A 26,724-nucleotide genomic window follows, 5' to 3' on the forward strand; every position below is an offset into this window, starting at 1 on the left:
ACAGATGCTGGACTACCGGCTCGACGAGGAGACCGAGGCCCTGCGCAAGACCGTCCGCGAGTTCTCGCTGGACGTCATCGCGCCGCGGATCGGGGAGTACTACGAGCGGGACGAGTTCCCGACCGACATCGTCCGGCAGATGGGTGAGCTGGGGCTGTTCGGGCTGCCCTTCCCCGAGGAGTACGGCGGGGCGGGCGGCGACTACTTCCACCTGTGCGTGGCGCTGGAGGAGCTGGCCCGGGTGGACAGCTCGGTGGCGATCACCCTGGAGGCCGGGGTGTCGCTGGGGGCCATGCCGATCTTCCGGTTCGGCACCGAGGAGCAGAAGCGCGAGTGGCTGCCCCGGCTCTGCGCGGGGGAGGCGCTGGGCGCCTTCGGGCTGACCGAGCCGGGCGGCGGTTCCGACGCCGGGGCGACCCGGACGACGGCTCGGCTGGAGGACGGCCACTGGGTGATCAACGGGTCCAAGGCGTTCATCACCAACTCCGGCACCGAGCTGACGGCCCTGGTCACGGTGACCGCGGTGACCGGCACGCGACCGGACGGCGGCAAGGAGATCTCGGCCATCCTCGTGCCCGCGGGCACGCCGGGTCTCACCGTCGGCCAGCGGTACTCGAAGGTCGGCTGGAACGCCTCGGACACCCGCGAGCTCTCGTTCAGCGACGTCCGCGTGCCCGAGGAGAACCTGGTCGGGGAGCGGGGCCGGGGCTACGCGCAGTTCCTGTCGATCCTCGACGAGGGACGCGTGGCGATCAGCGCGCTCGCCGTCGGGCTGGCGCAGGGCTGCGTGGACGAGTCGGTGAAGTACGCGGCGCAGCGCGAGGCGTTCGGGCAGCCGATCGGCCGCAACCAGGCCGTGCAGTTCATGATCGCCGACATGGAGGTGCGCGCCTCCACCGCGCGGCTGGCCTACTACCGGGCGGCCGAGAAGATGCTGCGCGGCGAGCCGTTCAAGCGCGAGGCGGCGATCGCCAAGCTGTACAGCTCCGAGTGCGCCGTGGACAACGCCCGCGCCGCCACCCAGGTGCACGGCGGCTACGGCTTCATGAACGAGTTCCCCGTGGGGCGGTTCTACCGCGACGCGAAGATCCTGGAGATCGGCGAGGGCACCAGCGAGGTGCAGCGGATGCTGATCGCCCGCGACCTGGGCGTCGGCTGATCCGTCGGCGCCCCTTGGGGGCATAGGAAGCTTTGCCCCCGGTCGCGGCTGCCCTGACGGGGGGCAAAGCTTCCTATGCCTCACGAGGGCATAGCTACTCGGTGCGTGCCGGTGCCTCCGTGCGCGCCGACAGCTCCGACTGCACGCGCCGCCAGTGGTAGAGGTAGACCGGCGCGGCGATGAGCAGCGTCGTCCCGGAGCCGACGAGGCCGAGCACCGCCTGCCGGCGCTGCGACCGCTCGGCCAGTTCCTCCTGCCGCCGGATCTCCGCCTCGCTCGGCGCGGGCTCGCCCTCGACCGGGGCCACGTAGCCGAAGTAGCCGGGGTCGGGGTAGGCGACCTCCACGACACCGCGCACCAGGTTCACCGTGGCGAAGATGGTGATCACCAGCGTGACCAGGCAGACGAGGTATAGGTACAGGCTGCGGATGGTCAGACGCTCCGGGAGGGCCACGCCGCCATCCTGCTGCAGCGCCCGCCGGCGGGACAGGAGCCGGGCCGCCGGGGAGCGGCCGATCAGGCGGTGACGTCGACCAGCACCTTGCCGACGGCGCCGTCTTCCACGGACCGGTGCGCGTCGGCGGTCCGCGCCAGCGGGAAGACGTGCAGCGGCAGGCCGGCCGCCTCGCCGACCCGGACGGCGCCGTCCAGCACGGCGGCGTTGACGTCCTCGATCGCGAGCACCTTCGCCCGCTCTGGTTCGGTGTAGACGAGCACGAACTGCCATCGCGTGTTGGGCGTCATCTGCGACCGCACGGGCACGGTCACCTCGTCCCCGGTGTCACCGGCGTACACGGCCACCGCGCCGTGCGCGCCGATCACCTGGGCGTCGACCGCGGCGTTGGTGGCCGCCGACACCTCGACGATCGCGTCGACGCCCTTCGGCGCGATCTTGCGCACCTCGGCGACGACGTCCTGCCGCGTGTAGTCGACGACGTGGTCGGCGCCGGCGGCGGCCGCCAGCTGCGCCTTCCGCGGGCTGCTGACCGTGGTGACCACCGTCGCGTCGGCCCAGCGGGCCAGCTGGATCGCCGCGTTGCCGACCGCACCGGCGCCGCCCTGCACGAGCACGGTGTGCCCGGTCAGCGCTCCGGCGCCGAGCCGGTCGGGCAGTGACTCGGCCACGGTCAGGCACCGGTGCGCGGTCAGGAAGGGGATGCCCAGCGCCGCGCCGAGCTCGAACGGCGGCGCGGCACCGAGCAGGACGACGTGCCGCGCCGGGACGACGGTGTGCTCGGCGGCCGTGCCCCAGCGGCGTCGCCAGGCGGCCTCCCAGATCCACACCCGCTCGCCGAGGATCGCCGGGTCGACGCCGCGGCCGACCGCGTCGACGGTGCCGGCGCCGTCCTGGTGGGGGACCTGGCCGTCCGGCCCCGGGTCGTTGTTCCGCCGGGCCTTCCAATCGGTGGGGTTGACCCCGGAGAAGGCGACGCGGACGCGCACCTCGCCCGGACCGGGGTCGGGCGGAGGGCTCTCGACGAGCTCGAGGACGTCCGGGTCGCCGCGCTTGCTGTAGGAGATGGCACGCATGGCTCCCCTCTACCCCCGCTGCGGGGCCGCGGTGCGTGCGCGGACGCGAACCTGTCCTCGGGTCCGAGCTGCGCGCCGGCCGGCGTCGCGGCGGGCAACCGCCTCCTGGTCGAGCTGCGGTCCCCCGGGTGCGTGGCGCCGGGCACGGCCGTTCGACGCGCGAGCACCCGATCGGTGGCACACGATTCGCTGGGGTCGGCGCAGCAAGGTCGCGCCACGGGTCGGCCACGGGGCCGACCCAGCCCCGCTCAGTTGCGCACTTTGCGCATATTGCGGTCAGGTACCGCTTGCATCGCGCAGGTGTGTCCCGCACCATGGCCGGGACGTCCTCCGACGGCGGAGGGCCGCAGGGAGGTTCTGCGTGGACGTGCAACTGCTCCTGGCGCTGGTGCTGGGCATCGCGACGATCGTCGTGCTGGTGCTGCGCACCCGCCTCGACGCCTTCGTGGCGCTGCTGATCGCCGCGCTGGTCACCGGCTTCGTCGCCGGCTCTCCGGTCGGGGAGACGATCACCTCGATCACCACCGGCTTCGGCAACACGCTGGCCTCCATCGGCATCGTGATCGGCCTCGGCGTGGCGATCGGCAAGATGCTCGAGGTCTCCGGCGCGGCCGACGCGCTGGCCCGGACCTTCGTCAAGGCGCTCGGCAAGGGACGCGAGCACTGGGCGATGGCCGGCACCGGGGCGGTCGTCTCGATCCCGGTGTTCTGCGACTCCGGCTACGTGATCATGAACCCGCTGGCGCGGTCCATCGCCCGGCGGCTGAACGGCCGCTACGTCACCCTCGCGCTCGCGCTCGGTTGCGGCATGACCCTCACCCACCACCTGGTGCCGCCGACCCCCGGGCCGCTCGGCGTGGCGGGCATCCTCGGGGCCGACCTCGGCGGGCTCATTCTCGCCGGCCTGGTCTTCGCGGTCATCCTGATCCCGGTGGTCATCGGCTACGCGGCCTGGATCGGCCCGAAGCTGGAGCCGGAGATCAACGAGACCGTCCGGGACGCCGTCTACGCCCGCGCCGCGGCGACCAGCGGCGCAGCAGCCAGCGGCGCGGCAGCCAGCGGCGCGGCGACCGGCGGTGCGGCCGGCGCCCGCTCCGGCGGCGGCACCGCGGTCACCGAGACCGGCGGCCCGACCAGCCCGCCCCACGGCGGTGAGCCGCCGTCCGACGAGCCGGTCCACCAGCTCGGCGAGGCGCCCGAAGGGGCGAAGCCGCACCGGATGACCTTCGGGCTGGCGTCCCTGCCGCTCTTCGTGCCGCTGCTGCTGATCGTGCTCAACACCGTCGCGACCGCGATCGACCGCAACGCCCAGGGCGTGCTCGCGCCCACCGACGAGTACACCCCGTCGACGGCCGCCGCGGTGCTGGCGTTCGTCGGCAACCCGGTCGTCGCGCTGACCGTCGGCATCATCCTGGCCGTCTACGTGCTGCTGCCGCGCTGGACGCCGCGCAAGCGGGTGCACGGCTGGCTCGCCGACGCCGCGGCGTCGGCCGGGCTGATCATCCTGATCACCGGCGCGGGCGGCGCGCTCGGCCAGGTGCTCCGCGACTCCGGCGTCGGTGACGCGCTGGCCGAGGCGATCGCCGACCTGTCCCTGCCGGCCGTGCTCATCCCGTTCGTCGTCGCCTCGCTCGTCCGGCTCGCGCAGGGCTCGGGCACCGTCGCGATGATCACCGCGGCGTCGGTCACCGCGCCGCTGGTGGCCGGCATCGGGCTGTCGCCGCTGCTGGCCGCGCTGGCCTGCTGCGCCGGCTCCATGGTGTTCAGCTACTTCAACGACTCGTACTTCTGGGTCGTCACGCGCTTCACCGGGCTGGACGGCACGGCCGCGCTGCGGGGCTGGTCGGGCATCACCACCGCGGTCTGGGCCGCCTCGCTGCCGCTGCTGCTCGTCGCCAGCCTGTTCCTCTGAGGCGCCCGATGGCCTCCGTGCTCCTCGTCGCCGACGACCTCACCGGCGGGAACGCCGCTGCGGCGGGTTTCGCCTCGGCGGGGCTGCGGTCGGTGACGGCGAGCGCGGCCGAGCGCAGCGACGTGATTCCCGAGATGGTGTCCCGCTTCGACGTCGTCGTCGCCAACACCGACAGCCGGCACGCCGACCCGGACGTCGCCCGGCAGCTGGCCCGGGCGGTCGTGCGGGCCGGCTGGCCGGCTCGGCTGGTGTGCAACCGCATCGACACCACGCTGCGCGGCAACGTCGGCGCCACCACCGAGGCGCTGCTGCGCGAGGTCGGCGAGCTGACCGGCTCCCGGGTCGTGGCGCTGTGCGCCCCGGCCTACCCGGCGGCCGGGCGGCACACCATCGGCGGGCACCAGCTGCTCGGCGGACGGCGGCTGGAGGAGACGGAGGTCGCCCGCGACGCCCGGACGCCGATGCGCACCTCCGACGTCGTCGAGATCGTCCACCAGCAGGCCCCGCTCACCGCCCGGAAGGTCGACATGGCCGTCGTCACCGGCCCGCGCGTGGACCTGGTGGCCGCCGTCCGCACGGCCCTCGACGACGGCGCGGAGCTGCTCGTCGCCGACGCCACCACCGAGGAGCACCTCGACCGCATCGCCGAGGCCGCCGTGGCCGCGGCCGAGGGCCGCGACGTCGTCTGGGTGACCGTCGACCCGGGCCCGGCGTCGCTGGCCATGGCCCGGGCCCTCGGCCTGGACCGGACGGCGCACGGCGCGCCGCTGCTGGTCGTCTCCGGCTCGGCGACCGAGCTGACCCGCCGGCAGCTGCGACGGCTGGCGGCCGAGCGCGGCGCGCAACCGCACCGCGTGCCCACCCTGGAGGGCAGCGCGGTCCCCGACGCCGACGCCACCACCAAGCTGCTCGACGAGCTGCTGACCGCGGCCGGCCAGGGCGACGTCGTCGTCCTGGCCACCGTCGTCGAGGACGCCGACGTGCGGCGCATCGAGCCCGGCGACGCCGACCGGATCCCGCGCGAGCTGGCCCGCGCGGTGCGCCGCAACCTGGAGACCCACGCCGTCGACGGCCTGTTCACCACCGGCGGCGACGTCACCGCCGCGGTGCTGGCCGAGCTCGGTTCGCACGGCCTGGAGATCTCCGGGGAGGTCGTGCCGCTCGCGGTCGCGGGCAGCGTCGTCGGCGGGCCGTGGGACGGCCTGCAGGTCGTCACCAAGGGCGGCCTGATCGGCGACGCGGGTACCACCGTCGCGTGCGTGGACCACCTGCGCCGCACCGTCGAGCTCAACCGCCGGCACGTCGCGTCGGCCGAGTCCCGCACCCCGTACTGACCCACCGACCGACCGGCCCACCGGCACACCGACCGACAAGGAGCACGACATGACACGGCACGTCCTCGCGGTGACCCTCGGCGACCCGGTCGGCATCGGCCCGGAGATCACCGCGGTGACGCTGGCCGAGACCGCCGGCGCCGAGGGCCACCACGGCGTCGCCGTGGGCGACCCCGCCGCGCTGCGCCGCGGGGTGCAGGCGATGGGCCTCGACGTCGAGGTGCGCGTCGTCGACGGCTTCGGCACCGAGCCGCAGGACGGCGTCATCGACGTCGTCGACACCGGCGTTCTCGGCGACGACGTCCCGGAGTGGGGCAAGGTCGACGAGCGGGCCGGCCGCGCGGCCGTCGCCGCCATCGAGCGGGCCACGCAGGCCGCGCTGGACGGCGAGGTCGCCGGGGTGGTCACCAGCCCGATCAACAAGGAGGCGATCTGGGCGGCCGGCTCGCAGCACCTCGGCCACACCGAGATGCTCGGCGAGCTGACCGGGGTGACCCAGCAGGACACGATGTTCGTCGTCCGGAACACCGCGCAGGAGGGCCACCACCTGCGGATCTTCTTCACCACCCGGCACGTGGCGCTGCGGAAGGCCATCGACCAGATCTCCAAGCAGCGGGTGGAGGAGTCCATCCACCGGGCGCACACCGCGCTGCAGGTCTTCGGCGTGCAGAACCCCCGGCTGGCCGTGGCCGCGCTCAACCCGCACGGCGGGGAGAACGGCAACTTCGGCGACGAGGAGATCGTGCACATCGGCCCGGCGTGCGAGGCGGCGCGGGCCGAGGGGCTGGACGTGCGCGGGCCCATCCCGGCCGACTCGGTGTTCCACCAGGGGCTGGTCGGCCGCTACGACGGCGTCCTGTCGCACTTCCACGACCAGGGGCACATCCCGGCCAAGACCTTCGACTTCGACGGCACGATCTCGGTGACCGTCGGCCTGCCGATCCTGCGGACCTCCGTCGACCACGGCACGGCGTTCGACATCGCCGGCACCGGCAAGGCCGGCGCCGGCACGATGCTGTCGGCCTACCTCGCCGCGGTCGACTACGCCCCGTTCGCCGACACCATCCGGAAGGCGTACACGCCCTGAGCAACCCCGAGGACGCCGGCACGCGCCGGGCCACCCAGCAGCGGCACGCCGCCCTGCTGGCCCTGCTGCGCGCCGGCGTCGACGGTGTCGAGGCGCTGGCCCAGCGGGTCGGCGTCTCCGCCTCGACGGTGCGCCGCGACCTCGCACGCATGCAGCGCGAGGGGCGGATCGCCCGCACCTACGGCGGGGCGATGGTGCGCGACGACGTGCTCGCCGAGCGGTCGTTCGGCGAGAGCGCCCGGCTGCACGCGGCCGCCAAGGCGGCCATCGCCGCGGCGGCGGCCGAGCTGGTCCCGGCCGGGGGCACGGTGTTCCTGGACGCCGGGACGACGTGCCTGGCGCTGGCCCGGGTGCTCGCCGGCACCGGGACGCCGTCCGGGACGGGACCGACGACGGTGGTGACCCGCGGGCTGGAGGCCGCCCTGCTGCTCGTCCGGTCTCCGGACGTGCGGGTGGTCGTGGTGGGCGGCCAGGTGCAGCCCCTCAGCCACGGCCTGGTCGGCCCGCTGGCCTCGATCGCGCTGGAGCGGATGAGCTTCGACGTCGCCTTCCTCGGCGCCGACACCGTCGATGCCGAACGCGGTCTGGGCGAGCCCACGGTCGAGGAGACCTGGGTCAAGGAGGTGGCGGCCGGCCGGGCGCAGCAGGTGGTGCTGCTCGCCGACGCGTCGAAGTTCGCCGCCGGGCGCGCGCCGGCCTGGCTGCGCATCGACCCCGCCTGGACGGTGCTCACCGACGGCGGCGTGGAACCGGCGACCGTGGCCGCGTGCGAGCGGCACGGGATCGCCCTGCGCGCGGCGCCGTGACCGGGCCCGGGCCGCGGGGAGGCGGCCCGGGCCCGCGGCGACGCCGAGACCCGGGTCGCCTCCCAGCGGTGGCGACCCGGGCTCGGGGACCGGTCAGTGGATGTGCGAGCCCCCGTTGACGTCGTAGGTGGCGCCGGTGATGTAGCCGGACTCCTCGCGGCACAGGTAGGTGATCAGGTCGGCCACGTCGGCGACCCGGCCGTTGCGGCCGACGGGGATCCCGGCGACGAGCTGGGTCTTGCGCTCGCCCTCCAGCGCGCCGCCGGTGATGTCGGTGTCGATCAGCCCCGGGGCGACGGCGTTCACCGTCACGCCCGCGGGGCCCAGTTCGCGGGCGAGGGCACGCGTGAAGCCCAGCTCCGCCGCCTTCGCCGCGGAGTAGGCGACCCCACCGAAGACGCCGCCGCCGCGCTCGGCCGACACCGAGGAGAGGAAGACGATCCGGCCGAAGCCGCGCTGGGCCATGCCGGGCGCGAGGCGCCGGGTGACGTTGAAGGCGCCGCGCACGTTGACGGCGAAGATGCGGTCCCACTCCTCGCCGGTGACCTCGAGGAAGGGGACGGGCGAGGTGATGCCGGCGTTGTTGACCAGCGCGCCGACCGGGGGCAGCGCGCTGTCGAGGACGGCCAGCGCGTTCTGCACCGACGCCTCGTCGGTGATGTCGCAGCCCACCCCGACGGCCTGGACGCCGTTGCGCTCCTCCACCTCGGAGGCGGCGTCCTTGGCGCTCGCCTCGTCCAGGTCGAGGACGGCGACGTTCCAGCCGGCGGCGGCGAGCGTGTGGGCGGTCGCGCGACCGATGCCGCGCTTGGATCCGGCGCCGGTGACGACGGCGGTCTTCTCGGTGAGGGACATGGTTCTCCTCCGGTTCTGTCGGACGTATTGGTTCCGGGCGGGGCCGGGTCGGCGGGTGGGGCCGCCGACCCGGCCGGGGTCGGTGGGTCAGGCCGTGGCCGGCGTGGGGTCGGCGGCCCACGGCGCGTGCGCGCCACCGCCCAGCTCGGCCTTGACGCGGGCGACGACGGCGTCGGTCGACAGGCCGTAGCGGTCGTGCAGGGTCGGCAGGGCGCCGGCGGCGAGGAACTCGTCGGGCAGCGCGATCGGGACCAGCCGCGTCCCCACCCCGGCGAACGCGAGCGTCGAGGCGACTGCCTCACCCAGGCCGCCGACGACCGTGTGGTTCTCGCACGTCACCACGAGCCGGTCGGTGCGCGCCGCGCGCAGGACCGCCTCGGTGTCCAGCGGCTTGATGGTCGGGACGTGCAGGACGGCGACGTCGACGTGGTCGGCCTCCAGCCGGGCCGCGGCCTGCAGCGCCCGCATGGTCATCAGCCCGGTCGAGATCAGGACGACGTCCCGGCCGGTGCGCAGCTCGGCGGCCTTGCCCAGCTCGAACCGGTAGTCGTACTCGTCGAGCACCGTCGGCACCGCCCCGCGCAGCAGTCGCAGGTAGGTGGGGCCCGGTGCGGCCGCGAGTGCCGGCACCGCCTGTTCGATGTCCACCGAGTCGCACGGATCGACGATCGTCAGGTTCGGGCAGCCGCGCAGGATCGCCAGGTCCTCCGTGGCCTGGTGGCTGGGCCCGTAGCCGGTCGTGAGCCCGGGCAGCGCGCCGACGACGTTCACGTTGAGGCCCGGCTCGGCGATGTCGAGGCAGAGGAAGTCGTAGGCGCGGCGGGTGGCGAACACCGAGTACGTGGACGCGAACGGCACCAGCCCGACCTCGGCCAGCCCGGCCGCGGCGCCGAGCATCACCTGCTCGGCCATGCCCATCTGGAAGAAGCGGTCCGGGAACGCGTCGCGGAACACGTGCATGTCGGTGTACTTCGCCAGGTCCGCCGAGAGCCCGACGATCTCGGGGCGCTCGTGGGCCAGCCTGGTCAGCGCGTGCCCGAAGGGGGCGCTGCTCGTGCGCTGACCGGGGTCGGCGAAGGAGGCGATCATCGCCGAGGTGGTGAGCTTCTTGCGGGGTGCGGTGCTGGTCACCGGGACAGTCCTTCCTCGAGCTGGTCGCGGGCGATCTGCCACTCGTGCGGCTCGACCCGCATGAAGTGGGCCTTCTCCCGGCCCTCGAGCAGCGGCACCCCGGATCCGATGCGGGTGTCGCAGATGAGCACCGAGGGTGAGCCGCGGTGCTCCCGGAGTTCGTCGAAGGCGTCGACGAGCGCGGCGACGTCGTTCCCGTCGACGCGGAGGGCGTGCCAGCCGAACGCGCGCCACTTGTCGACGACCGGCTCGGTGCGCAGCACGCCCGCGGTGGGGCCGTCGGCCTGCAGCGCGTTGACGTCGACGACGGCGGTCACGTTGTCCAGGCCGTGGTGGGCGCAGGCCAGGGCCGCCTCCCACGTGGAGCCCTCGTCCAGCTCGCCGTCCGACAGCAGGTCGAACACTCGCGCCGGGTTGCCGAGGTGGCGCAGCCCGAGGGCCATGCCGGTGGCCACCCCCAGGCCGTGGCCGAGCGAGCCGCCGGAGATCTCCATGCCCGGGGTGTAGGACGCCATCGCCGACATGGGCAGTCGCGAGTCGTCCGAGCCGTAGGTCTCCAGCTCCTCGGCCGGGATGATCCCGGCCTCGGCCAGTGCGGCGTACAGGGCGATGGCGTAGTGGCCGATGGAGAGCAGGAACCGGTCGCGGTCGGGCCAGTGCGGGTCCTCGGGGCGGTAGCGCAGCTGGTCGGTGTAGACCACGGCCAGGACGTCGGCGACGCCCAGCGCCTGGCCGATGTAGCCCTGCCCCTGCACCTCCCCCATGTCCAGGGCGTTCCGCCGGATCCGGTAGGCGGCCTGGCGGATCCGGTCGATCCGGTCCTCCTGGCCGCGCGTGCTGTCCGCCGTGACCGGCGGTGTGCTGAGCGATGTCATGACGTGCTCCTTTGCGTGCGGGTGGGTCCGTCGGGTGTCGTCAGCTGCCGCTCATCGACCCGGGGCGCCGAACGGGGTGCCGCCCCGGCGCGCTCGGGTCGGCCAGGGTGCGTTCCAGGGCGGCGACCTCCTCGCGCTCCACGCGGCCCCAGGTCTCCCGGGTGACCAGCGCGGCGACCAGGCCCAGCACGCCGTAACCGATGAACAGCAGGGCCGGGCCGGTCCAGCCGTAGCCGGCGTAGAGGGCGGTGGTGATCAGCGGCGTGAAGCCGGACACGACGGCCGACATCTGGTAGGCCAGCGAGGCACCCGTGGTGCGGGTCTTGGTCGCGAACAGCTCGGAGAACCAGGCGCCCTGCACCCCGGCCAGCGAGTTCTGGCAGACCGCGTAGCTGATGACGAACGCGACGACGATCGCCACCGCGGCGCCGGTGTTGACCGTGAGGAAGAGCGGGATGCCCCAGAGCACGTGCAGCGCGGTGCCGAACAGGTACACCGGGCGCCGGCCGATCCGGTCGGTGAGCGCACCCCAGTACGTGGTGGCGACGATGCCGATCCCGGCGGCGATCATCGTCGCGGTCAGGGTGACCGACCGGTCGGCCAGCTCCTCGGCGGCGACGTACGACAGCATGAAGGTGACCGACACCGCGTAGCCGGCGGTCTCGGTGATCCGCAGGCAGAAGGCGCGCAGGATGTTGCGCCAGTCGTCGCGGAGCACCTCGAGGAGGGGGTTCCCCGAGATCTCGCCCTCCTCCTTGAGCTCCTCGAACTCCGGCGACTCCTCGACCTTGAGCCGGATGACGATGCCCACGACGATCAGGACGGCGCTGAGCAGGAACGGCACCCGCCACGCCCACGAGCCGCCCAGCGGCACGCTGACCAGGAACGCCAGGTTGGCCAGCAGCAGCCCGACCGGGAAGCCGGCCTGCGTGATCCCGGTGTACAGGCCTTTCTTGCGCCAGGGAGCGTGCTCGAAGCACATGAGGATGGCGCCGCCCCACTCGGCCCCGAACGCGAGCCCCTGCACGACACGCACGAGCACCAGCAGGACCCCGGCCCAGATGCCGACCTGCTGGTAGGTGGGCAGGCAACCGATGAGGACCGTCGCGATGCCCATCAGCAGCAGGGAGGCGACGAGGACCGGCTTCCGGCCGATCTTGTCGCCGAGGTAGCCGCCGATGATCCCGCCGAGCGGGCGCACCGCGAAACCGATGCCGAGCGTGGCGAAGGAGAGCAGCGTGCCCGACAGCGGGTCGTCCGCGGGGAAGAAGGCGGTGTTGAAGTACAGCGCCGCCGCGATGCCGAAGCCGATGAAGTCGTACGTCTCGATCGTCGCGCCGACCGAGCAGCCGATGGCGACCTTCTTCTTGGTCGGCGTGCCCTCGATCGGGTGCCAGGCGGCGACTTCCTCGAGGTGTGGATCGCGGACGGGTGGGTGGCGCTCGGTCATGGTGACCTCCGCTGGTCAAGGGAGTGAGCGACAACCGTCCCCGTTATCTGTTGAGTGTCAACAGTCGGCTGTCGGGAAACAGCATCGGGGTGCAGGTGACATGTGTCAAGGGTCACTGGGGCCTCGCGGACACCGCTCCGGGCCCGGCACGCGGCCCGCAGGGGCGACACCCGGAGCGGGGGACATCCGACCGGCCTGCAGAAGTCGCAGGTGGGAGCCTGCACGGACGCACGGAGGCGGTCGCTGACCACGGTCAGCGGGCGGGTCCTGTGGTGCGGGTCACGCCACCTGGGCAGGGGTGGTCCGGGTCGGTCCGCCGGCGGGCCGCTGCCGGTGGAGGGGTCAGCCGGCCGGCGTCCTGACCGGGCCGGCGTCCTGGCTCAGCCGGCGGGATGCGGGTCCGCGAAGTGTTCCGCGGCCGCGGCCATGTGCTCCTCGACCACGGCCACCGCCGCCGACACGTCGCCCTTCTCGATGGCATCGATGATCGGGGAGTGCCGGTCCCGCGACATCATCGGGGGCGCCTCGTCCGGCTCGCGGTTGATGATGGCGACGCGGATGCGGCCCTCGAGGTTCCGCCATGCCTCGACCAGCATGGAGTTCCCGGACAGCTGGCACAGCAGCAGGTGGAAGCCGAGGTCGGCCTCGACCCGAGCTGCGAAGTCGCCGTGGTCGGCCAGGCGCGACAGCGCCTCCCGCAACCTGGTCACGGCCTCCGCCCGGCCGGAGGATGCGCTGAGCTCCGCGGCGGCGAGCCCCTCGAGCGCTGCGCGCACCCGGAACAGCTCCCGCACCTCCTTGGGGGCCAGGCTGTTGACCCGGAGCATCCCGCGGTTGCCGGCCGTGACGAGCCCCTCCTGCTGGAGGTGCCGCAACGCCTCCCGCACCGTCCCCCGGCTCACCCCGAGGTGGCTCGCGAGCTCGACTTCCCCCAGGTGGTCACCCGGGCGGTACCGACCCGAGGTGATCGCCGTCCGGAGTGCCTCGAGGGAACGCTCCCGCAGGGTGCTGCGGTCGAGACTGGACAACGGCTCGACGGTCACGGCGGACCTCCCTGCTCCTGGTGCAGCACGTCGCCCGATGTCTACAGGTCGCTTGTCGACATCCTGCCGGATGCAGGTTCCGTGCGGAGCACGTGGACCGGGCGGGTCCCCTGAAGTCGGTACCCGGAGGCACGCGCCTGCGCGCACCGGGAACCAGGACCCGCACCGCCACGGCCGTGACCCCGCCAGCGGGCCGGCAAGGATCGCCGCAGGTGAGCGGCGGGGGTCACCGTGGTGCCGGCGGGCGGAGTCGCTCCGCGGCCACCCGGGCGCCGACCACCTCGAGCAGCGGCGCGGCCCCGGCCATGCTGCGCGCCGGGTCGGGCTCCAGGTCGGCCAGCGCGTAGGCCGCGTCGATGCCGGCGTCCAGCAGCCGATCGTCGGAGAGCTTCCGGACGCCGCACACCGCCACGACCGATGCCCCGGCCGCCCGGGCTCTGCGGGCCACGCCGACCGGTGCCTTGCCGTGCAGCGTCTGCTCGTCGAGCGATCCCTCGCCGGTGACCACCAGATCGGTGCCGCGCACGTGCGCGGCGAAGTCGAGGAGCTCCAGCAGCAGGTCGATGCCCGGCCGCAGCGTCGCCCCCAGCACGGCGAGGGCGGCGAAGCCGACCCCGCCGGCCGCGCCGGCGCCCGGCTCGTCGCGCAGATCGCGGCCGGTCTGCTCGGCCACTGCGTCGGCGAGGCGGGCCAGGCAGCGGTCGAGGAACGCGACGTCGTCGGGGTCGGCGCCCTTCTGCGGGCCGTAGACCGCGGCCGCGCCGGTCGGGCCGGTGAGCGGGTTGTCGACGTCGCAGGCGACCACCACCCGCGCCTCGCGCAGCGCCGGGTGCAGACCGCTCAGGTCCAGGCCGGCCAGGTGCTCCAGCGCCGCCCCGCCGGGCCCCAGCTCGCCGCCGTCGGCGTCGAGCAGCCGGGCGCCGAGGGCCTGCAGCAGGCCGGCGCCCCCGTCGGTGGTCGCGCTGCCGCCGATGCCCAGGACCACCTGCCGGGCGCCGGCCTCGAGCGCGGCGGCGATCAGCTCGCCGGTGCCCCGGCTGGTCGCCGTGCGCGCGGCGAGCCGGCCCCCGGGCAGCCGGACCAGGCCGGAGACGTCGGCCATCTCGACCACGGCGGTGTCGCCGCGGCGTCCGTAGGCGGTGTCGACCGGCTCGCCGGTGGGGCCGGTGGCGGTGACCGGCACCCGCTCGAAGCCCGCGGCGACCGCCGCGTCCAGGGTGCCGTCGCCGCCGTCGGCCACCGGGAGGCAGGTCACCTCGACGTCCGGCCGGGCGCGGGTCAGGCCGCGGGCGACGGCCGCGGCCACCTCGGTCGCGGGCAGCGACCCCTTGAACTTGTCGGGCGCGACCAGGACGCGGGGCATGCCGCGATCGTGCCAGGCGGTCGCGGCGGGGCGGGTCAGCCCGGCTGCCCGACGTCCTGCTGGGCGGCGCCCGGCGCGGGCTCGGCCACGAGGTCGGCCTGCCACAGGTCCGGGCCGAACACCTCGTACTGGATGTCCTGGGCCGCGACGCCCCGCTCGATCAGCGCGCTGCGGATCGCCTGCATGAACGGCAGGGGACCGCACAGGTAGTAGATCGCGTCGTCGGAGAGGTCGACCTGCCCGAGGTCCACCGTGCCGGCGAAGACGCCGTCGAGGGGCAGGCCGCTGTCCGCGCCGCGTTCGAACCAGGCGTAGGCCCGGGCACGGGGCAGCCGGCGGACGTCGTCGAGCACCTGGCGCCGGAGGGCGAAGGACGCCTCGTCGAGGTCCGCGTGGAGCAGCGTGATCGGCAGGCCCGAGCCGGCCGCCGCCAGGTGGGAGAGCATGCCGGCCATCGGGGTGATGCCGATGCCGGCGCTGGCGAACACGACCGGGCGGCCCGCGTCGTCGAGCACGACGTCCCCGAAGGGCAGCGAGATCGTCAGCACGTCGCCGACGTCCACCGAGTCGCACAGCAGGGTGGAGATCTCGCCGTCCGGCTTGCCGTCGCCGTGGACCCGCTTCACCGAAAACTGGCGGTGCTCGCCGTCGTCCGCCCGGGTCAGGCTGTACTGCCGCGGCTGGCGGACGCCGTCGGCCGCCGGGACCTGGACGGTCACGTACTGGCCGGGCAGGGACGTCTTGACCAGCCGGTCGTCGATCCGCTTGACCACGAACGTGACGACGTCGTCGGTCTCCCGGATCTTCTGCTCGACCTCCCAGGGGCGCCAGACCGTGTCCGGTCGCACCCCGCGGGCGCTGTACAGGCCGCGCTCCTGGTTGATCAGCGCATAGGCCATCAGCCAGTAGACCTCGTCCCACGCCGCGGCGACCTCGGGCGTCACCGCGTCGCCGAGGACATCGGCGATCGCCCGGAACAGGTGGTCGTGCACGACCTGGTACTGGTCCGGCCGGATGCCGAGGGACGCGTGCTTGTGCGCGATGCGCGACAGCAGGTGACCGGGCAGCTCCTCGGGCGTGTGCACGAGGGTGCTGGCGAACGCGGCCACCGACCCGGCCAGGGCCAACTGCTGGGTGCCCTCGGCCTGGTTGCCGCGGTTGAAGGTGCCGTCCAGCAGCTCGGGGTGCGCCTCGAACAGGTGCCGGTAGAAGCGCTGGGCGATCTCGCGGATGTTCTCGGCGACGGCCGGCAGGGTGGCCTGGACGACGGGTCGGGAGCGGTCGGAGAGCACTCGGACTCCTCGGGTCGCGGGGGAGGCGCACCCGGCCGGACGAGCTGCGGCCGGCTGCTCGACGACGGTCCGACCGTAGTCGGGGGCGCGGACCGCTGCGTGAGCGGGGCGGTCGGGCCGCGGATGCCGGGACGGCCCCGTCAGGGCGCCTTCTCGTCGGGAACCTCCCCGTCGGGAGGCCCCCCGTCCGGGGGAGTGGCGCCCCCGCCGCACTGTGCCCGCCCGGGCGACGTGCCGAGGAGGTGGTGTGCGCACGAGACTGACCGACCGCCTGATCGCGGTGCTGCCCGAGGGGCGACTGCTGCCCGACGAGGTGTGGCGCCGGCGGCACACGATCATCGTCCGGGTCGCGCTGGCCCAAGCGGTGGTCCTGGGCGGCGTCGCCCCGCTGCGTGGCGAGCACCCGCTCGCGGCCCTGGTCGAGGCCCTCGTGGTGGCCGCGCCGCTGGCCGTGGCGCTGCTTCCCTCGCCGAGCGGGGGCCGGGCGATCCGTGCGGCGGCGGCGACCCTGAGCCTGATGGCCGGCTGCGTGCTGTTCGTGTACCTGATGGACGGGCTGACCGAGGCGCACTTCCTGTTCTTCGTCATGGTCGGCCTGGTGTCGCTCTACCAGGACTGGGTGCCGTTCGGGGTCGCCCTGTCGGTCGTGCTGACGCACCACGGCCTGTTCGGCGCACTGTTCCCGCACTCGGTCTTCGGTCACGCGGATGCGCACGCGAACCCGTGGCTGTGGGCGGGCGTGCACGGCGCGTTCGTGCTGGCGGCGAGCCTGGCGCACCTGGCGGCGTGGCGGCTGAACGAGCAGCAGGGCCTGACCGACCCCCTGACGGGCCTGGCCAACCGGACCCTGCTCGTGGAGAACGCCGACCGGCTGCTGGCGGACACGGCGCCGATCAGCGTGCTGCTCGTCGACATCGACGACTTCAAGGACGTGAACGACGCCCGCGGCCACGCCCTCGGGGACCAGCTGCTGGTCGCCGTGGGGGAGCGGCTGCGCGGATGCGTGCACCCGGGTGACGTGATCGCCCGGCTCGGCGGCGACGAATTCGCCGTGGTGGTCGCCGCCGGCCCGGACGCGGCCCGCGGCGTGGGCGAGCGGATGCTGCAGGCGATGGCCGACCCGGTGCTGGTCGCCGGCCGACCGCTGGGTGTGCACGTGAGCATCGGCCTGGCCGACACGGGCAGCGCGGGCGAACGCAACGCCCTCACCCTGCTGCGCAACGCCGATCTGGCGATGTACCTGGCCAAGGCGGCGGGCGGGAACCGGCTCGTCCGCTACGCCGACGGCATGGCCCAGGCGGCCCGGACGAAGGTGGAGCTGCTGCAGGACCTCGCCGGCGCCGCGGCCGCCGGGCAGCTGGCGGTGCACTACCAGCCGACGATCGCGCTGGACGACGGCCGGACGACGGGCTTCGAGGCGCTGCTGCGCTGGCACCACCCGACCCGCGGCCTGGTGCCCCCGGCGGAGTTCGTGCCGCTCGCGGAGGAGGGCGGGCACATCGTCGGCATCGGCCGCTGGGTGCTCGGCGAGGCGACCCGGCAGGCGGCGGAGTGGTCGCGCCGGGCCGGCCGCCCGATCGGCATCGCGGTCAACCTCTCGCCCCGGCAGCTGGCCGACGACGACGTCGTCGACGCCGTGGGCCGGGCCCTGCGGGACAGCGGGCTGCCTGCCGGCCAGCTCACCCTGGAGGTGACCGAGGGCGTCCTGGTGCGCGACGTCGACGCCGTCGTCGAGCAGCTGCACGCGCTGCGCGCGCTGGGCGTGCGCATCGCCATCGACGACTTCGGCACCGGCTACTCCAGCCTGTCGTACCTGCGCCGGCTGCCCGCGGACATCGTCAAGATCGACCGCAGCTTCGTGCACGACCTGGGCACCGGCGGCGGGTCGACGACACTGGTGGCGTCCATCGTCGAGCTGGCCCGCAGCCTGCGCCTGGAGGTGGTCGCCGAGGGTGTCGAGACGCCGGCGCAGCGCCAGCTGCTCGAGACGCTGGCCTGCTCGCACGCGCAGGGCTACCTGTTCGGCCGGCCGGCGCCGGCGGAGGAGCACGACCCGACCGCGGCGGCAGCGCCGCGGATCCCGGTCCCGTCCGTCTGACGGCCGCCGTCCGGTCAGCCGGGGCAGAGCGAGGTCGCGTAGCGGCAGGCCACCACGTCCGGGGTGTCGAGCGGGCGGCCGGCGTCGATGGCGTGGGCCAGCCGGACGAACACCGCGTGGCTCCACGTGAGCGGGGTCGCGGAGAAGGTCGGCTCGCCCGGCTCGTACGCCGAGTCGGGGTCCGACGGCGGCTGGTCGTCCCACACCTGCTCGGCGAGCAGGTGTGACCCGTCGTCGGCCGACCGGGCCATCGTGTCCAGCCGTCCCTGGGCGTCACCGCCGGCGGCGAGCTCGTACTCGCCGCGCTCCCCGGTCAGCAGCGGCCAGCCGCGACCGATCGTCTCCCGCGAGCCCGCGGGCACCGGCTCCCACGGGGTGCCGTCGACCTTCTCGCCGTACCCGTCGAAGCTCGACCGGTGCCAGAACCGCCCGTTGGCGGTCTCGTAGGCCAGCTGGAAGTCGACCAGCTCCAGGGTGTTCCGCACCACCGGGTCACCGGCGTCGACGACGCCGAGCCGGACGAGGTCGAGGAAGCTCGGGTCGAGCACCCGGCGCTGGTCGACCAGCGGCCCGCCGTCGGCGATCTGGATCCCGGTGCCGGCGTCGGCGTCGCCGTCGTCGGTGATGCGCAGGTAGTACGGCTGGTCGGAGAGCGGTCCGGTGGTCGTGACCGTCCAGCCCGCCAGGGCCGACCGCCACTCGTCGGCGGTGGCCAGGTACCTGCCGGCCCGGGCGTCGTCGCCGTTGGCGCCGGCGATCTCGGCGGCCGTGACCAGGCCGGCGATCTCGGTGGCGATCGTGTTCGGCGAGAAGCCGGCCAGGTTCTCCCACCGCTCCTGCTCGGTGCGCGGCCCGGTGGCGACGAGGAAGTCGGCCGAGAGCCGCACGCGCGCCCAGTCCTCCGGCCCGGTGCGGCCCAGCTGCCAGGCCAGCACGATCGGCAGGGCGACCTCGTCGAGCTGCAACCCGCCGAACACCGGCTCGCCGTCGAGCCGCGCGTTCTGGGGGAACGAGCCGTCGGGACGCTGCTGCACGGTCCACAGGTGGTCCAGGGCGCGACCGGCGGCCGCCTCGTCGCCGACGGCCCGCAGGCCGCTGGCGATCTGGTACAGATCGCGGGACCAGACGGCGTGGTAGACGGGCAGGTCCTGCAGCTCGTCGGCCCAGGCCCACGGCCGGCCGGGCGCGGCGACGAAGCCGCCCCGGAAGGTCTTGTCCTCGGCCGCGGCGAGCACCATCGCCGAGACGTCGTACTCCGTGCGCCACTCCTCGGCGCTGGCCGGAGCGGGGGCGAGGCCGTCGAGGTAGCCGTGCCAGCCGTCGGCGTAGTCCTGCCGCGCCGCGTCGAAGCCGCCGTCCAGCGCCCGGGCGGCGGCCTGCGCCGCGTCGTCCTCGGTGGGGCCGAACCCGAGCGCGAGGGTGAGGCGCTGCCCGTCGCCCACGCCGCTCAGCCCGGTCCGCCCGACCTGGACGACGTTGCCGGGGGCGGTCGCGTCCCAGCGGTCGTCGAGCGCGTGGTCGCCGCTGAGGTCGGTCCAGCCGTCGCTGCGGCCGAGGTAGCCGCTGGAGGTGTCGGTGAGCCCGCCCGAGGCGGTGACGGCGCTGCTCAGCGTGCCGTCGGTGGCCAGCAGCACACCGTCGGCGGAGCGGCCGGTGTCGTCGTCGGCGTCGAGGCCCAGGCCGACGTCGTGCAGCAGCCAGACCTGGTAGGGCCGTCCGTCCAGCGATTCGAAGAGGACGTCGACGAGCACCACCGGCCGGGCGGGATCGGTCGTGTAGGTCTTGGTGATCCGGTAGCGGCCGCTGGTCGCGGTGTTCACCTGCCGGTAGACCAGCGCCCGGGGGTCGACCAGTTCCACCGTGTGCTCGGTGTCCTCGTCCTCCCGGTCGGTGAAGGTCTCGCCGTCGGTGACGACGAGCTGGGTGTCGCGCGAGCTCGGGGTGTCGATCCGGGGCGCGAAGACCTCGCTGAGCGTGCCGTCGTTCAGGGTGTACCAGACCGTGCTGCCCAGGGCGCCGATCGCGGTGCCGAAGCCGTCCTTGTCGCCGGGCGACCAGGTCGCCGCCTCGCCGGGGGACCCGGGGGCGGTGGGCGCGGCCCGGACGCCGGCCGGGGCGAGGAGCCCGCCGGCGAGCGCGCCCAGGGCCAGCGCGGAGCCCAGCGCCCTCCCGGAGCGCTGCCGGCGCCGGCCCTGCTGAGTGCCGTGCCCCCGACCGACCACGGACCGCACCTCCCCGGGAGTGCCCGGCCGGGGCGTCCCGGGACGCCCCGGCCGGAGGACCGCGCGAGGCCCGCTGGGAGCGGGTCCGGCGAGCAGTGTGCGCCGGACTCTAGGACCGCACGCCCCCCCGGACCAGGCAGATCGGGACCGCGCTGCGGCGCCCGGTCACAGCGGCGTGCGCGCCGGTCGCACCGGTGTGATCGGCAGGGCCGCCGGGGCGCGCGCCTCGGCCGACCGTGCCGCGGCCAGCCGCTCGGCCGACGGCGTGCCGTATTCGGTGGTGCGCTGCCGGGCCGGCCGGCCGATGCCCGCCGCGATCGCCTCCAGCTCGGCGATGGTCTTGCGCGAGCCGTGCCGGCTGCCGGCCATCCGGCTGATGGTCTCCTCCATCAGCGTGCCGCCGAGGTCGTCGGCCCCGCCCCGCAGCACCGCCCGCGTCCCGGCGTCGCCGAGCTTGACCCAGGACGTCTGCACGTGGGCGATCCGGCCGTGCAGCAACAGCCGGGCGACGGCGTGCAGCGCGCGGTTCTCCCGCACCGTCGGCCCGGGACGGGCGACGCCGGCCAGGTAGATCGGCGCGTTGTGGTGCACGAAGGGCAGCAGCACGAACTCGGTGAACCCGCCGGTCTCGTCCTGCAGCGCGGCCAGCGTGCGCAGGTGCGCCACCCAGTGCGCCGGGGTGTCGACGTGGCCGTACATCATCGTCGACGTCGTCGGCAGGCCGATCCGGTGCGCCGTCCGGACGATCTCGAGCCACGTCGCCGACGGCAGCTTGCCCTTGGTGAGCACCCAGCGGACGTCGTCGTCGAGGATCTCCGCCGCCGTGCCCGGCACGCTGTCCAGGCCGGCCTCCCGGGCGGCGACCAGGAACTCCGCGAACGACAGCCCGGTGCGGGCCGCGCCGTTGACGATCTCCATCGGGCTGAACGCGTGCAGGTGGATGCCCGGCTGCCGGCGCTTCACCTCGCGCGCCAGGTCGAAGTAGGCGGTGCCGGGCAGGTCGGGGTGGATCCCGCCCTGCATGCAGATCTCGGTGGCCCCGGCCGCCCACGCCGCGTCGACCCGGTCGCCGACCTCGGCCAGCGACAGCGTGTAGGCGTCGGCGTCGGTGCGCCGCTGGGCGAAGGCGCAGAACCGGCAGCCGGTGTAGCAGACGTTGGTGAAGTTGACGTTGCGGTTGACGACGTAGGTGACGTCGTCGCCGACGGTGTCGCGGCGGACGGCGTCGGCCAGCGCGCAGAGCGCCTCGAGGTCGGTGCCGTCGGCGCCGAGCAGCGCGAGGTACTGCGCGTCGGTCAGGCCCGCGGGGTCCGTCCCGGCCCGGGACAGCGCGGCCCGCACCTCCGGGTCGCCGACCGCGGCCGACGGGACGGCCGACCGCGCCGCCGTCGTCCGGTCGCGCAGCTCGGCCCAGTCGCCGTACACGACGTCGAAGTCGCCGCGCCGGTCGCCGGTGCGCCCGACCGTGTCGACCTCCACGTGCAGCTCGGTGCGGCCGGACGACGTCCAGGTCCCCGACGCGAAGGCCTCGTCCGGCTCCTGCCACGGCCGGCCGACCGCAGTCCGGCCCTCGACGGCCAGCCCGTCGGGGCCGGCGAGCGCGGCCACGTGGGGGCGGACCCGCGGATCGAGCCACGGCTCCGGGCGCAGCACGTACGGCGGCTGGGCGGCCAGCCGCTCGCGCAGCTCGAAGCCGGCGTGGTCGGACAGCTCGGCGAGCTCCTCCAGGCCCGGCCACGGCCGCTCGGGGTTGACATGATCGGGGGTGAGCGGGCTGACCCCGCCCCAGTCGTCGACGCCGGCGCGCAGCAGCAGGCCGAGCTCCGTGGAGTCGGAGAGGTTGGGCGGTGCCTGCACCCGCGCCCCCGGGCCGAGCAGCAGCCGGGTCACCGCCACCGCGGCGACGTACTCCTGCAACCCGAGGTCGTCGTGCGCGGCCATCGCCGTCCGGGGCTTGGCCCGGAAGTTCTGGACGATGACCTCCTGCACGTGCCCGTGCCGGCGGTGGGCGGCCCGGATCCGCAGCACGGCGTCTACGCGCTCGGCGTAGTCCTCGCCGATGCCCAGCAGCACGCCGGTGGTGAACGGGACGGCGGAGCGCCCGGCGTCCTCCAGCACGCGCAACCGGACGGCGGGCTCCTTATCGGGGCTGCCGAAGTGCGGGCCGCCGCGCTGCGACCACAGCCGCGTGGCCGTCGTCTCCAGCATCATGCCCATCGACGCCGACACCGGCTTGAGCCGCTGGATCTCCTCCCAGCTCAGCACGCCGGGGTTGAGGTGCGGCAGCAGCCCGGTCTCCTCCAGCACCCGGATCGCCACCGCGCGCAGGTAGGCGGGGGTCGAGTCGAAGCCGTGCGCCTCGAGCCACTCGCGGGCGACCGGCCAGCGCTGCTCGGGGCGGTCGCCGAGGGTGAACAGCGCCTCCTTGCAGCCGAGCGCGGCGCCGGCGCGGGCGATCCCGAGCACCTCGTCGGGGGACAGGAACGGCGCCCCGCCGGCCGCCCGCAGCTGCCCGGGGGTCGTCACGAAGGTGCAGTAGTGGCAGCGATCGCGGCAGAGGCGGGTGAGCGGGACGAACACCTTGCGGCTGTAGGTGACCACGCCGGGGCGGCCGGCCGAGGCCAGGCCGGCGTCGCGCACCCGGCCCGCGGCGGTCAGCAGCCGGTCGAGCGGTGCTCCGTCGTCCAGCCCCCGGGCGTGCAGCAGGGTCTCGGCCTCGGTGGCGTCGAGCGCGACGCCGCGCTCGGCGCGCGCGAGGGCGCGGCGCAGGGCGGAGTCGGTCGGCGCGGGCAGCGGGCTCATAGGGCCCCGACGCTAGTTGACGGACCCCTCGCTCCCACCGCTCGGCGGCTCGCCGGGTGCGGGACCGCCGCAGGTCGACGACCGGAGGAGAGGCGGTGGCCCCGCCCCGAGCGGGCGAGGGGTGGGGAGGACGGGGTCCTCCCTCATACGTCGCGGCGGACGAAGGAGAGCGCCGTCAGCCCCCACACCATGGCGACCCACAGCGCGGCCCAGCCGAGGTAGACGGCGGTCAGCGGCGCCTCCCCGAGGAACGGGAAGGCGGCCGCGTCGACACCGAAGCTCGACAGCGCCGACGGGTCCTGGAAGGCGTTCATCGCGCCGTGCCACAGGCCGTCGGTCGGCAGCAGGATCCGCGAGACCGTGCCCACGGCGGCGACGCCCTCGTTGCCCAGCGTCTCGCCGATGCCGCCGACCACCCCGGCGATCCACGTGGCGCAGAACAGGCCGACCGCGACGATGCCCGAGGCCATCGTCGACACGACGCTGGACAGCAGCAGGCCCAGGGTCAGCAGCACCACCGTCTCGGCGGCGAGCAGGGCCAGCCCGGCCACCGGCGACGGCGGCGAGTAGCCCACCGTCCAGCGGACGACGAGGATCTGGGCGGACCCGGCCACCGCCACGAAACCGCTGCCGAAGACGACCAGCCCCAACCACTTGCCGAGCAGGACCGTCGACCGGCGCACCGGCCGGGCCAGCATCGCCAGCGACATCCCCGAGTCGACCTCGCCGGCCAGGGTCGGCCCCGCGAGGAACGCGGTGCCGAGCGCCGCGATCAGGCTCAACCCGAACATCACCAGGTTGAGCAGCAGCGAGGCGACCAGCCGGCCCTCGCCGCTGGTCAGCTCGCCGAGCTCGGGGTCGACGGCCGTCAGCCGGGAGAAGCCCCAGGCGCTCAGGCCCAGCAGCACCAGGGTCAGCACCGCCAGCGCCCGGAGCACCTTGCGCCGCGAGGCCTCCCGCAGGGTGAGCGCGGTGATGGTCAGCACGGTCACCGGCCGCCCCCGTCGGAGTGCTCCGCATCGCGCAGGATGCCCAGCAGCCGGTCCTCGAGGCTGATCCGCCGCGGCTCCACGGCGTGCACCCGGACGCCGCGCGCGACGAGGTCGCGCACCAGGTCGGGCACCGCGCCGCCGTCGTCCGCAGAACGCCCGGCGGCGCCGGAGCCGACACCGGCGCCGGTGCCGGTGCCGGTGCCGGCGTCCTCGTCGGCGGGCAGGGCCACGGTGAACCAGTCCCCGTCGCGGCCGGTCAGTCCCGCGGCGTGCAGCCGGGCCGTGGCGTGGGCGTCCACGCCGGTCAGCCGCAGCCGGACCTCGCGGGCCCCGAGCAGCTCCGCCAGCGTCCCGGAGGCGGCGAGCCGGCCGCGGTCGAGGACGACGACGCGGTCGCAGACCCGTTCCACCTCGCCGATGAGGTGGGAATTGAGCAGGACCGCAACCCCGCGGCCTTTCAGGTCGAGCACCAGGTCGCGGACGTCGGCCCGGCCGAGCGGGTCCAGTGCGCTGGTCGGCTCGTCGAGGACGACGAGCCGCGGGTCGCCGACCAGAGCGACGGCCAGCCCCAGCCGCTGCTGCATGCCTTTGGAGAACCCCCCGACGCGGTCGCCGGCGCGCTCGGCGAGCCCCACCCGCGCCAGCCCCTCGAGCCGCTCGGCGGTGCTCGCCCGCACGCGGGCCAGCCGGGCGTGCAGCAGGAGCACCTCGTCGGCGGTCAACCAGGGCTGGTAGCGGAAGAGCTCGGGCAGGTAGCCGACGCGCGCGCGGGCCGCCGGGTCGCCCGCCGGCCGGCCGAGCAGCATCACCTCGCCGGCGTCGGGGCGGACCAGACCCAGCAGCATCTTGATCACGCTGGTCTTGCCCGCCCCGTTCGGCCCGAGCAGGCCGAGGACCTCGCCGCGGCCCACGGTGAACGAGACCCCGTCGACGGCGGTCCGCCGTCCGTACCGCTTCCGCAGCCCGGAACACCACACCGCGGGCGAGGCCGGCAGGCCGGAGACCAGCTCGGCCGCGGCCGCGACCGCGGCGGGGGTCGTCACCGCAGCTCGCGGGCGACGGCCAGGGCCTCGTCCGTGCCGATGCTGCCCGCCACGACCGTCACCACGCCGTCGTCGACCCACACCACGCCGGCGAGCAGGCCGTCCCGGGAGGCGAGCGCGGTCGCGGGCAGGCCGTCGACGTCCGCCGGCTCGCTCGTGACCCGGTCGGCCGGGACCGGGAGCGGCAGGGTCGAGCCGTCGGCGGACAGCGCGCGCAGCTGCTCGGCGAGGTCGGCCGGCAGACCCGGCAGCGACAGCAGGAGGTCGCGGGCGGTCTCGAACGGCACGCCGTCGGAGTAGACGGTGGGCGCCACCGCGCGGGCGACGACGAGCGCCGGCAGGCCGGAGGACTGCGACCACACGGCCGCGACGCCGGGCCCGGCCTCCATGCGGAAGCGGCTGCCGGCCAGCTCCGCCGGCAGCTCGCCGCCTCCCGCGGCCGCGACCGACTCGGCGTCGAACGTGAAGGTCGCGGTGACCTGCCCCACCACCTGGTAGGCCGGCTCGCCGACGACGCCCGTGGGCAGCTCCGCGACGGCCGGGACGTCGAGCCCGGTGCGTTCCTCCGCGGTGGCGGCGTCCGGGACGGTCTCCGGCTCGCCGGACCCGGTGACCTCGAGGTCGCCGTAGGCGGTCAGGTCGGGTAGCGCCACCAGGTCGGCGGGGCGGAACTCGACCGGCGCGACCTGCTCGGTGCGGAAGATCGGCAGCCAGTCGTTGGCGGCCGCGACGCCGCCGCCGGCCACCACGACGAGCGCGCCGAGGGCGGCCACCGCCGGGCGGCGCAGCGCCGCCCGCCACCGGCCGGCCCGGGCCGGCCGCCGGGCCGGGGCGGGCGCCGGAGCGGTCGTCGCGAGCGTCGCGGCGAGGCCTGCCCAGGCGCGGTCGACGTCGACCTCCGCGGCGCCGCCGGGGCGCAGGGCGCCGCCGACCGCGGCCGCGTCGGCGCGGGCGGCCGCCAGACCGGTCAGGCAGGTCGCGCAGGAGGCGACGTGCGCCCGGTCGTCGTCGGAGACGGCGACGGGCTCGTCGAGCAGCCTCCGCAGGGTTCCGTCAGACGGATGACGCATCGTTCCCCAACTCCTCGCGCAGGGCGGATTCGGCGCGGCGCACGGTCGTGCCCACGCTGCCGACGGACAGGCCGAGGGCCCCGGCCACCTCGGCGTAGCTCGCGCCGCTGTGCCGCAGCACCAGCGCCACGGCCTGCTTGCGGGGCAGCCGGGCCAGCGCGGCCCGGACCCGGCTGCTCTCGTCGCCGGCGACGACGGCGTCGGCGACGTCGGGGACGTCCCGGCCACCGGCGCCGACCGCCTGCTCGCGCGCCGCGCGCCGCCGACCGGCCCGCAGGACGTTGAGCGCGGTGTGCGCGGCGGCCACGGTGAGCCACCCGGTGGCCTCACCGGCCGGTACCGAGGAGCGGCCGAAGGACAGGAAGACCTCCTGGGCGACGTCCTCGGCCCAGTCGCGGGAGCCGAGCACCCGGGCGGCGACGGCGACCACCCGCGGGTAGTCGGACCGGAACACCTGCTCGAGGTCGGGTCGCACGCCCGGCGGGGCGGCTGCCGCGCTCACCCGCGTCCGTGCCGCCGCGCCGGCGACGGGCAGGACGGCGGTTGCGCCGGACGGATCCGGGAATGAGGGGCCCACACCGGGAGAGCACCGCCGCGCGCCGGGATGTGACACATTCCCATGATCGTCGTGCGCGGGCGCCCCGGAGTGCCCCCCGTGTG

The 26,724-nt window shown here is 75.0% G+C and carries 21 protein-coding genes; 6 read left to right on the forward strand and 15 right to left on the reverse strand.

All coding sequences use genetic code 11. The annotated features are described in order from the left end of the window. The first annotated feature begins 4 nt into the window (after positions 1–4). Positions 5–1,159, forward strand: coding sequence for an acyl-CoA dehydrogenase family protein (locus tag OF117_RS16050; RefSeq protein ID WP_263553847.1), 1,155 nt, complete (start codon positions 5–7; stop codon positions 1,157–1,159). Positions 1,160–1,253: 94 nt separating this feature from the next. Here OF117_RS16050 and OF117_RS16055 read toward each other — a convergent pair whose 3' ends face one another. Both OF117_RS16055 and OF117_RS16060 read right to left on the reverse strand, forming a co-directional pair. Beyond that, a complete protein-coding gene (locus tag OF117_RS16055) occupies positions 1,254–1,613 on the reverse strand; it encodes a hypothetical protein (RefSeq protein ID WP_263553848.1) in 360 nt (119 codons plus the stop codon). A 62-nt stretch (positions 1,614–1,675) separates the two neighbouring features. Further along, a complete protein-coding gene (locus tag OF117_RS16060) occupies positions 1,676–2,689 on the reverse strand; it encodes an NADPH:quinone reductase (RefSeq protein WP_263553849.1) in 1,014 nt (337 codons plus the stop codon). A 361-nt stretch (positions 2,690–3,050) separates the two neighbouring features. Here OF117_RS16060 and OF117_RS16065 point away from each other — a divergent pair, with 361 nt between their 5' ends. The 4 genes from OF117_RS16065 to OF117_RS16080 are packed head-to-tail and all read left to right on the forward strand — an operon-like array spanning position 3,051 to position 7,828. Beyond that, the gene (locus OF117_RS16065) at positions 3,051–4,601 is read left to right on the forward strand and encodes a GntP family permease (protein WP_263553850.1); all 1,551 of its coding nucleotides are present in this window, start codon (positions 3,051–3,053) and stop codon (positions 4,599–4,601) included. Between the two features lie 8 nt (positions 4,602–4,609). Beyond that, a complete protein-coding gene (locus OF117_RS16070; protein WP_263553851.1) occupies positions 4,610–5,935 on the forward strand; it encodes a four-carbon acid sugar kinase family protein in 1,326 nt (441 codons plus the stop codon). Positions 5,936–5,984: 49 nt separating this feature from the next. Then, positions 5,985–7,022 carry a 4-hydroxythreonine-4-phosphate dehydrogenase PdxA gene (gene pdxA, locus OF117_RS16075; RefSeq protein ID WP_263553852.1) on the forward strand — a complete coding sequence of 346 codons (1,038 nt, stop codon included), beginning with the start codon at positions 5,985–5,987 and terminating at the stop codon, positions 7,020–7,022. A gap of 53 nt (positions 7,023–7,075) precedes the next feature. Further along, positions 7,076–7,828, forward strand: a complete 753-nt coding sequence (locus tag OF117_RS16080) for a DeoR/GlpR family DNA-binding transcription regulator (RefSeq protein ID WP_263553969.1) — start codon at positions 7,076–7,078, stop codon at positions 7,826–7,828. 93 nt (positions 7,829–7,921) lie between these two features. On the opposite strand, the gene OF117_RS16085 is transcribed toward OF117_RS16080, so the two are convergent. The 7 genes from OF117_RS16085 to OF117_RS16115 form a co-directional block, all read right to left on the reverse strand. Beyond that, positions 7,922–8,683, reverse strand: a complete 762-nt coding sequence (locus tag OF117_RS16085) for an SDR family NAD(P)-dependent oxidoreductase (RefSeq protein WP_263553853.1) — start codon at positions 8,681–8,683, stop codon at positions 7,922–7,924. An 87-nt stretch (positions 8,684–8,770) separates the two neighbouring features. Next, positions 8,771–9,814 carry a transketolase family protein gene (locus OF117_RS16090; RefSeq protein WP_263553854.1) on the reverse strand — a complete coding sequence of 348 codons (1,044 nt, stop codon included), beginning with the start codon at positions 9,812–9,814 and terminating at the stop codon, positions 8,771–8,773. Next, positions 9,811–10,689 carry a transketolase gene (locus OF117_RS16095; protein WP_263553855.1) on the reverse strand — a complete coding sequence of 293 codons (879 nt, stop codon included), beginning with the start codon at positions 10,687–10,689 and terminating at the stop codon, positions 9,811–9,813. The genes OF117_RS16090 and OF117_RS16095 overlap by 4 nt, the downstream gene beginning before the upstream one ends. 40 nt (positions 10,690–10,729) lie before the next feature. Further along, positions 10,730–12,139, reverse strand: a complete 1,410-nt coding sequence (locus OF117_RS16100; protein WP_263553856.1) for an MFS transporter — start codon at positions 12,137–12,139, stop codon at positions 10,730–10,732. 380 nt (positions 12,140–12,519) lie between these two features. Beyond that, positions 12,520–13,182 (reverse strand): GntR family transcriptional regulator, encoded by a 663-nt coding sequence (locus OF117_RS16105; protein ID WP_263553857.1) that lies wholly within the window; start codon positions 13,180–13,182, stop codon positions 12,520–12,522. Positions 13,183–13,408: 226 nt separating this feature from the next. After that, a complete protein-coding gene (locus OF117_RS16110; protein WP_263553858.1) occupies positions 13,409–14,545 on the reverse strand; it encodes a glycerate kinase in 1,137 nt (378 codons plus the stop codon). 35 nt (positions 14,546–14,580) lie between these two features. After that, positions 14,581–15,837 carry a globin domain-containing protein gene (locus tag OF117_RS16115; RefSeq protein ID WP_263553859.1) on the reverse strand — a complete coding sequence of 419 codons (1,257 nt, stop codon included), beginning with the start codon at positions 15,835–15,837 and terminating at the stop codon, positions 14,581–14,583. A 247-nt stretch (positions 15,838–16,084) separates the two neighbouring features. Between OF117_RS16115 and OF117_RS16120 the strand changes: the two genes are divergently transcribed. Then, entirely contained in the window at positions 16,085–17,935 is a 1,851-nt protein-coding gene (locus tag OF117_RS16120) for a putative bifunctional diguanylate cyclase/phosphodiesterase (RefSeq protein ID WP_263553860.1), read from the forward strand. Positions 17,936–17,949: 14 nt separating this feature from the next. Here the strand turns inward: OF117_RS16120 and OF117_RS16125 are convergent, their stop codons facing one another. From OF117_RS16125 to OF117_RS16150, 6 genes are all read right to left on the reverse strand, one after another. Continuing rightward, positions 17,950–20,157: a glycoside hydrolase family 15 protein gene (locus tag OF117_RS16125; RefSeq protein ID WP_263553861.1), complete on the reverse strand. Its 2,208-nt coding sequence runs from the start codon at positions 20,155–20,157 to the stop codon at positions 17,950–17,952. A 165-nt stretch (positions 20,158–20,322) separates the two neighbouring features. Next, positions 20,323–22,959 (reverse strand): bifunctional FO biosynthesis protein CofGH, encoded by a 2,637-nt coding sequence (locus OF117_RS16130; protein ID WP_263553862.1) that lies wholly within the window; start codon positions 22,957–22,959, stop codon positions 20,323–20,325. A gap of 143 nt (positions 22,960–23,102) precedes the next feature. Next, positions 23,103–23,951 carry an ABC transporter permease subunit gene (locus OF117_RS16135; RefSeq protein WP_263553863.1) on the reverse strand — a complete coding sequence of 283 codons (849 nt, stop codon included), beginning with the start codon at positions 23,949–23,951 and terminating at the stop codon, positions 23,103–23,105. Beyond that, positions 23,948–24,994 (reverse strand): ABC transporter ATP-binding protein, encoded by a 1,047-nt coding sequence (locus OF117_RS16140; RefSeq protein WP_263553864.1) that lies wholly within the window; start codon positions 24,992–24,994, stop codon positions 23,948–23,950. Before OF117_RS16140 ends, OF117_RS16135 begins: the two co-directional genes overlap by 4 nt. Continuing rightward, positions 24,991–26,064, reverse strand: coding sequence for a hypothetical protein (locus OF117_RS16145; RefSeq protein WP_263553865.1), 1,074 nt, complete (start codon positions 26,062–26,064; stop codon positions 24,991–24,993). Before OF117_RS16145 ends, OF117_RS16140 begins: the two co-directional genes overlap by 4 nt. Then, positions 26,048–26,566 (reverse strand): RNA polymerase sigma factor, encoded by a 519-nt coding sequence (locus tag OF117_RS16150; protein WP_263553866.1) that lies wholly within the window; start codon positions 26,564–26,566, stop codon positions 26,048–26,050. Before OF117_RS16150 ends, OF117_RS16145 begins: the two co-directional genes overlap by 17 nt. Positions 26,567–26,724: the final 158 nt, after the last annotated feature.

It is taken from the genome of Geodermatophilus sp. YIM 151500 (genome assembly GCF_025716945.1).
In the GTDB taxonomy this organism is placed as follows: domain Bacteria; phylum Actinomycetota; class Actinomycetes; order Mycobacteriales; family Geodermatophilaceae; genus YIM-151500.

What these genes read in the sequence shown, in the direction of transcription:
- OF117_RS16070 (WP_263553851.1), top strand. Translation starts at nt 4,610, where the DNA reads ATGGCCTCCGTGCTCCTCGTCGCCGACGACCTCACCGGCGGGAACGCC.
- OF117_RS16050 (WP_263553847.1), top strand. Translation starts at nt 5, where the DNA reads ATGCTGGACTACCGGCTCGACGAGGAGACCGAGGCCCTGCGCAAGACC.
- OF117_RS16085 (WP_263553853.1), bottom strand. Translation starts at nt 8,683, where the DNA reads ATGTCCCTCACCGAGAAGACCGCCGTCGTCACCGGCGCCGGATCCAAG.
- OF117_RS16100 (WP_263553856.1), bottom strand. Translation starts at nt 12,139, where the DNA reads ATGACCGAGCGCCACCCACCCGTCCGCGATCCACACCTCGAGGAAGTC.
- OF117_RS16130 (WP_263553862.1), bottom strand. Translation starts at nt 22,959, where the DNA reads ATGAGCCCGCTGCCCGCGCCGACCGACTCCGCCCTGCGCCGCGCCCTC.
- OF117_RS16145 (WP_263553865.1), bottom strand. Translation starts at nt 26,064, where the DNA reads ATGCGTCATCCGTCTGACGGAACCCTGCGGAGGCTGCTCGACGAGCCC.
- pdxA (WP_263553852.1), top strand. Translation starts at nt 5,985, where the DNA reads ATGACACGGCACGTCCTCGCGGTGACCCTCGGCGACCCGGTCGGCATC.
- OF117_RS16095 (WP_263553855.1), bottom strand. Translation starts at nt 10,689, where the DNA reads ATGACATCGCTCAGCACACCGCCGGTCACGGCGGACAGCACGCGCGGC.
- OF117_RS16110 (WP_263553858.1), bottom strand. Translation starts at nt 14,545, where the DNA reads ATGCCCCGCGTCCTGGTCGCGCCCGACAAGTTCAAGGGGTCGCTGCCC.
- OF117_RS16060 (WP_263553849.1), bottom strand. Translation starts at nt 2,689, where the DNA reads ATGCGTGCCATCTCCTACAGCAAGCGCGGCGACCCGGACGTCCTCGAG.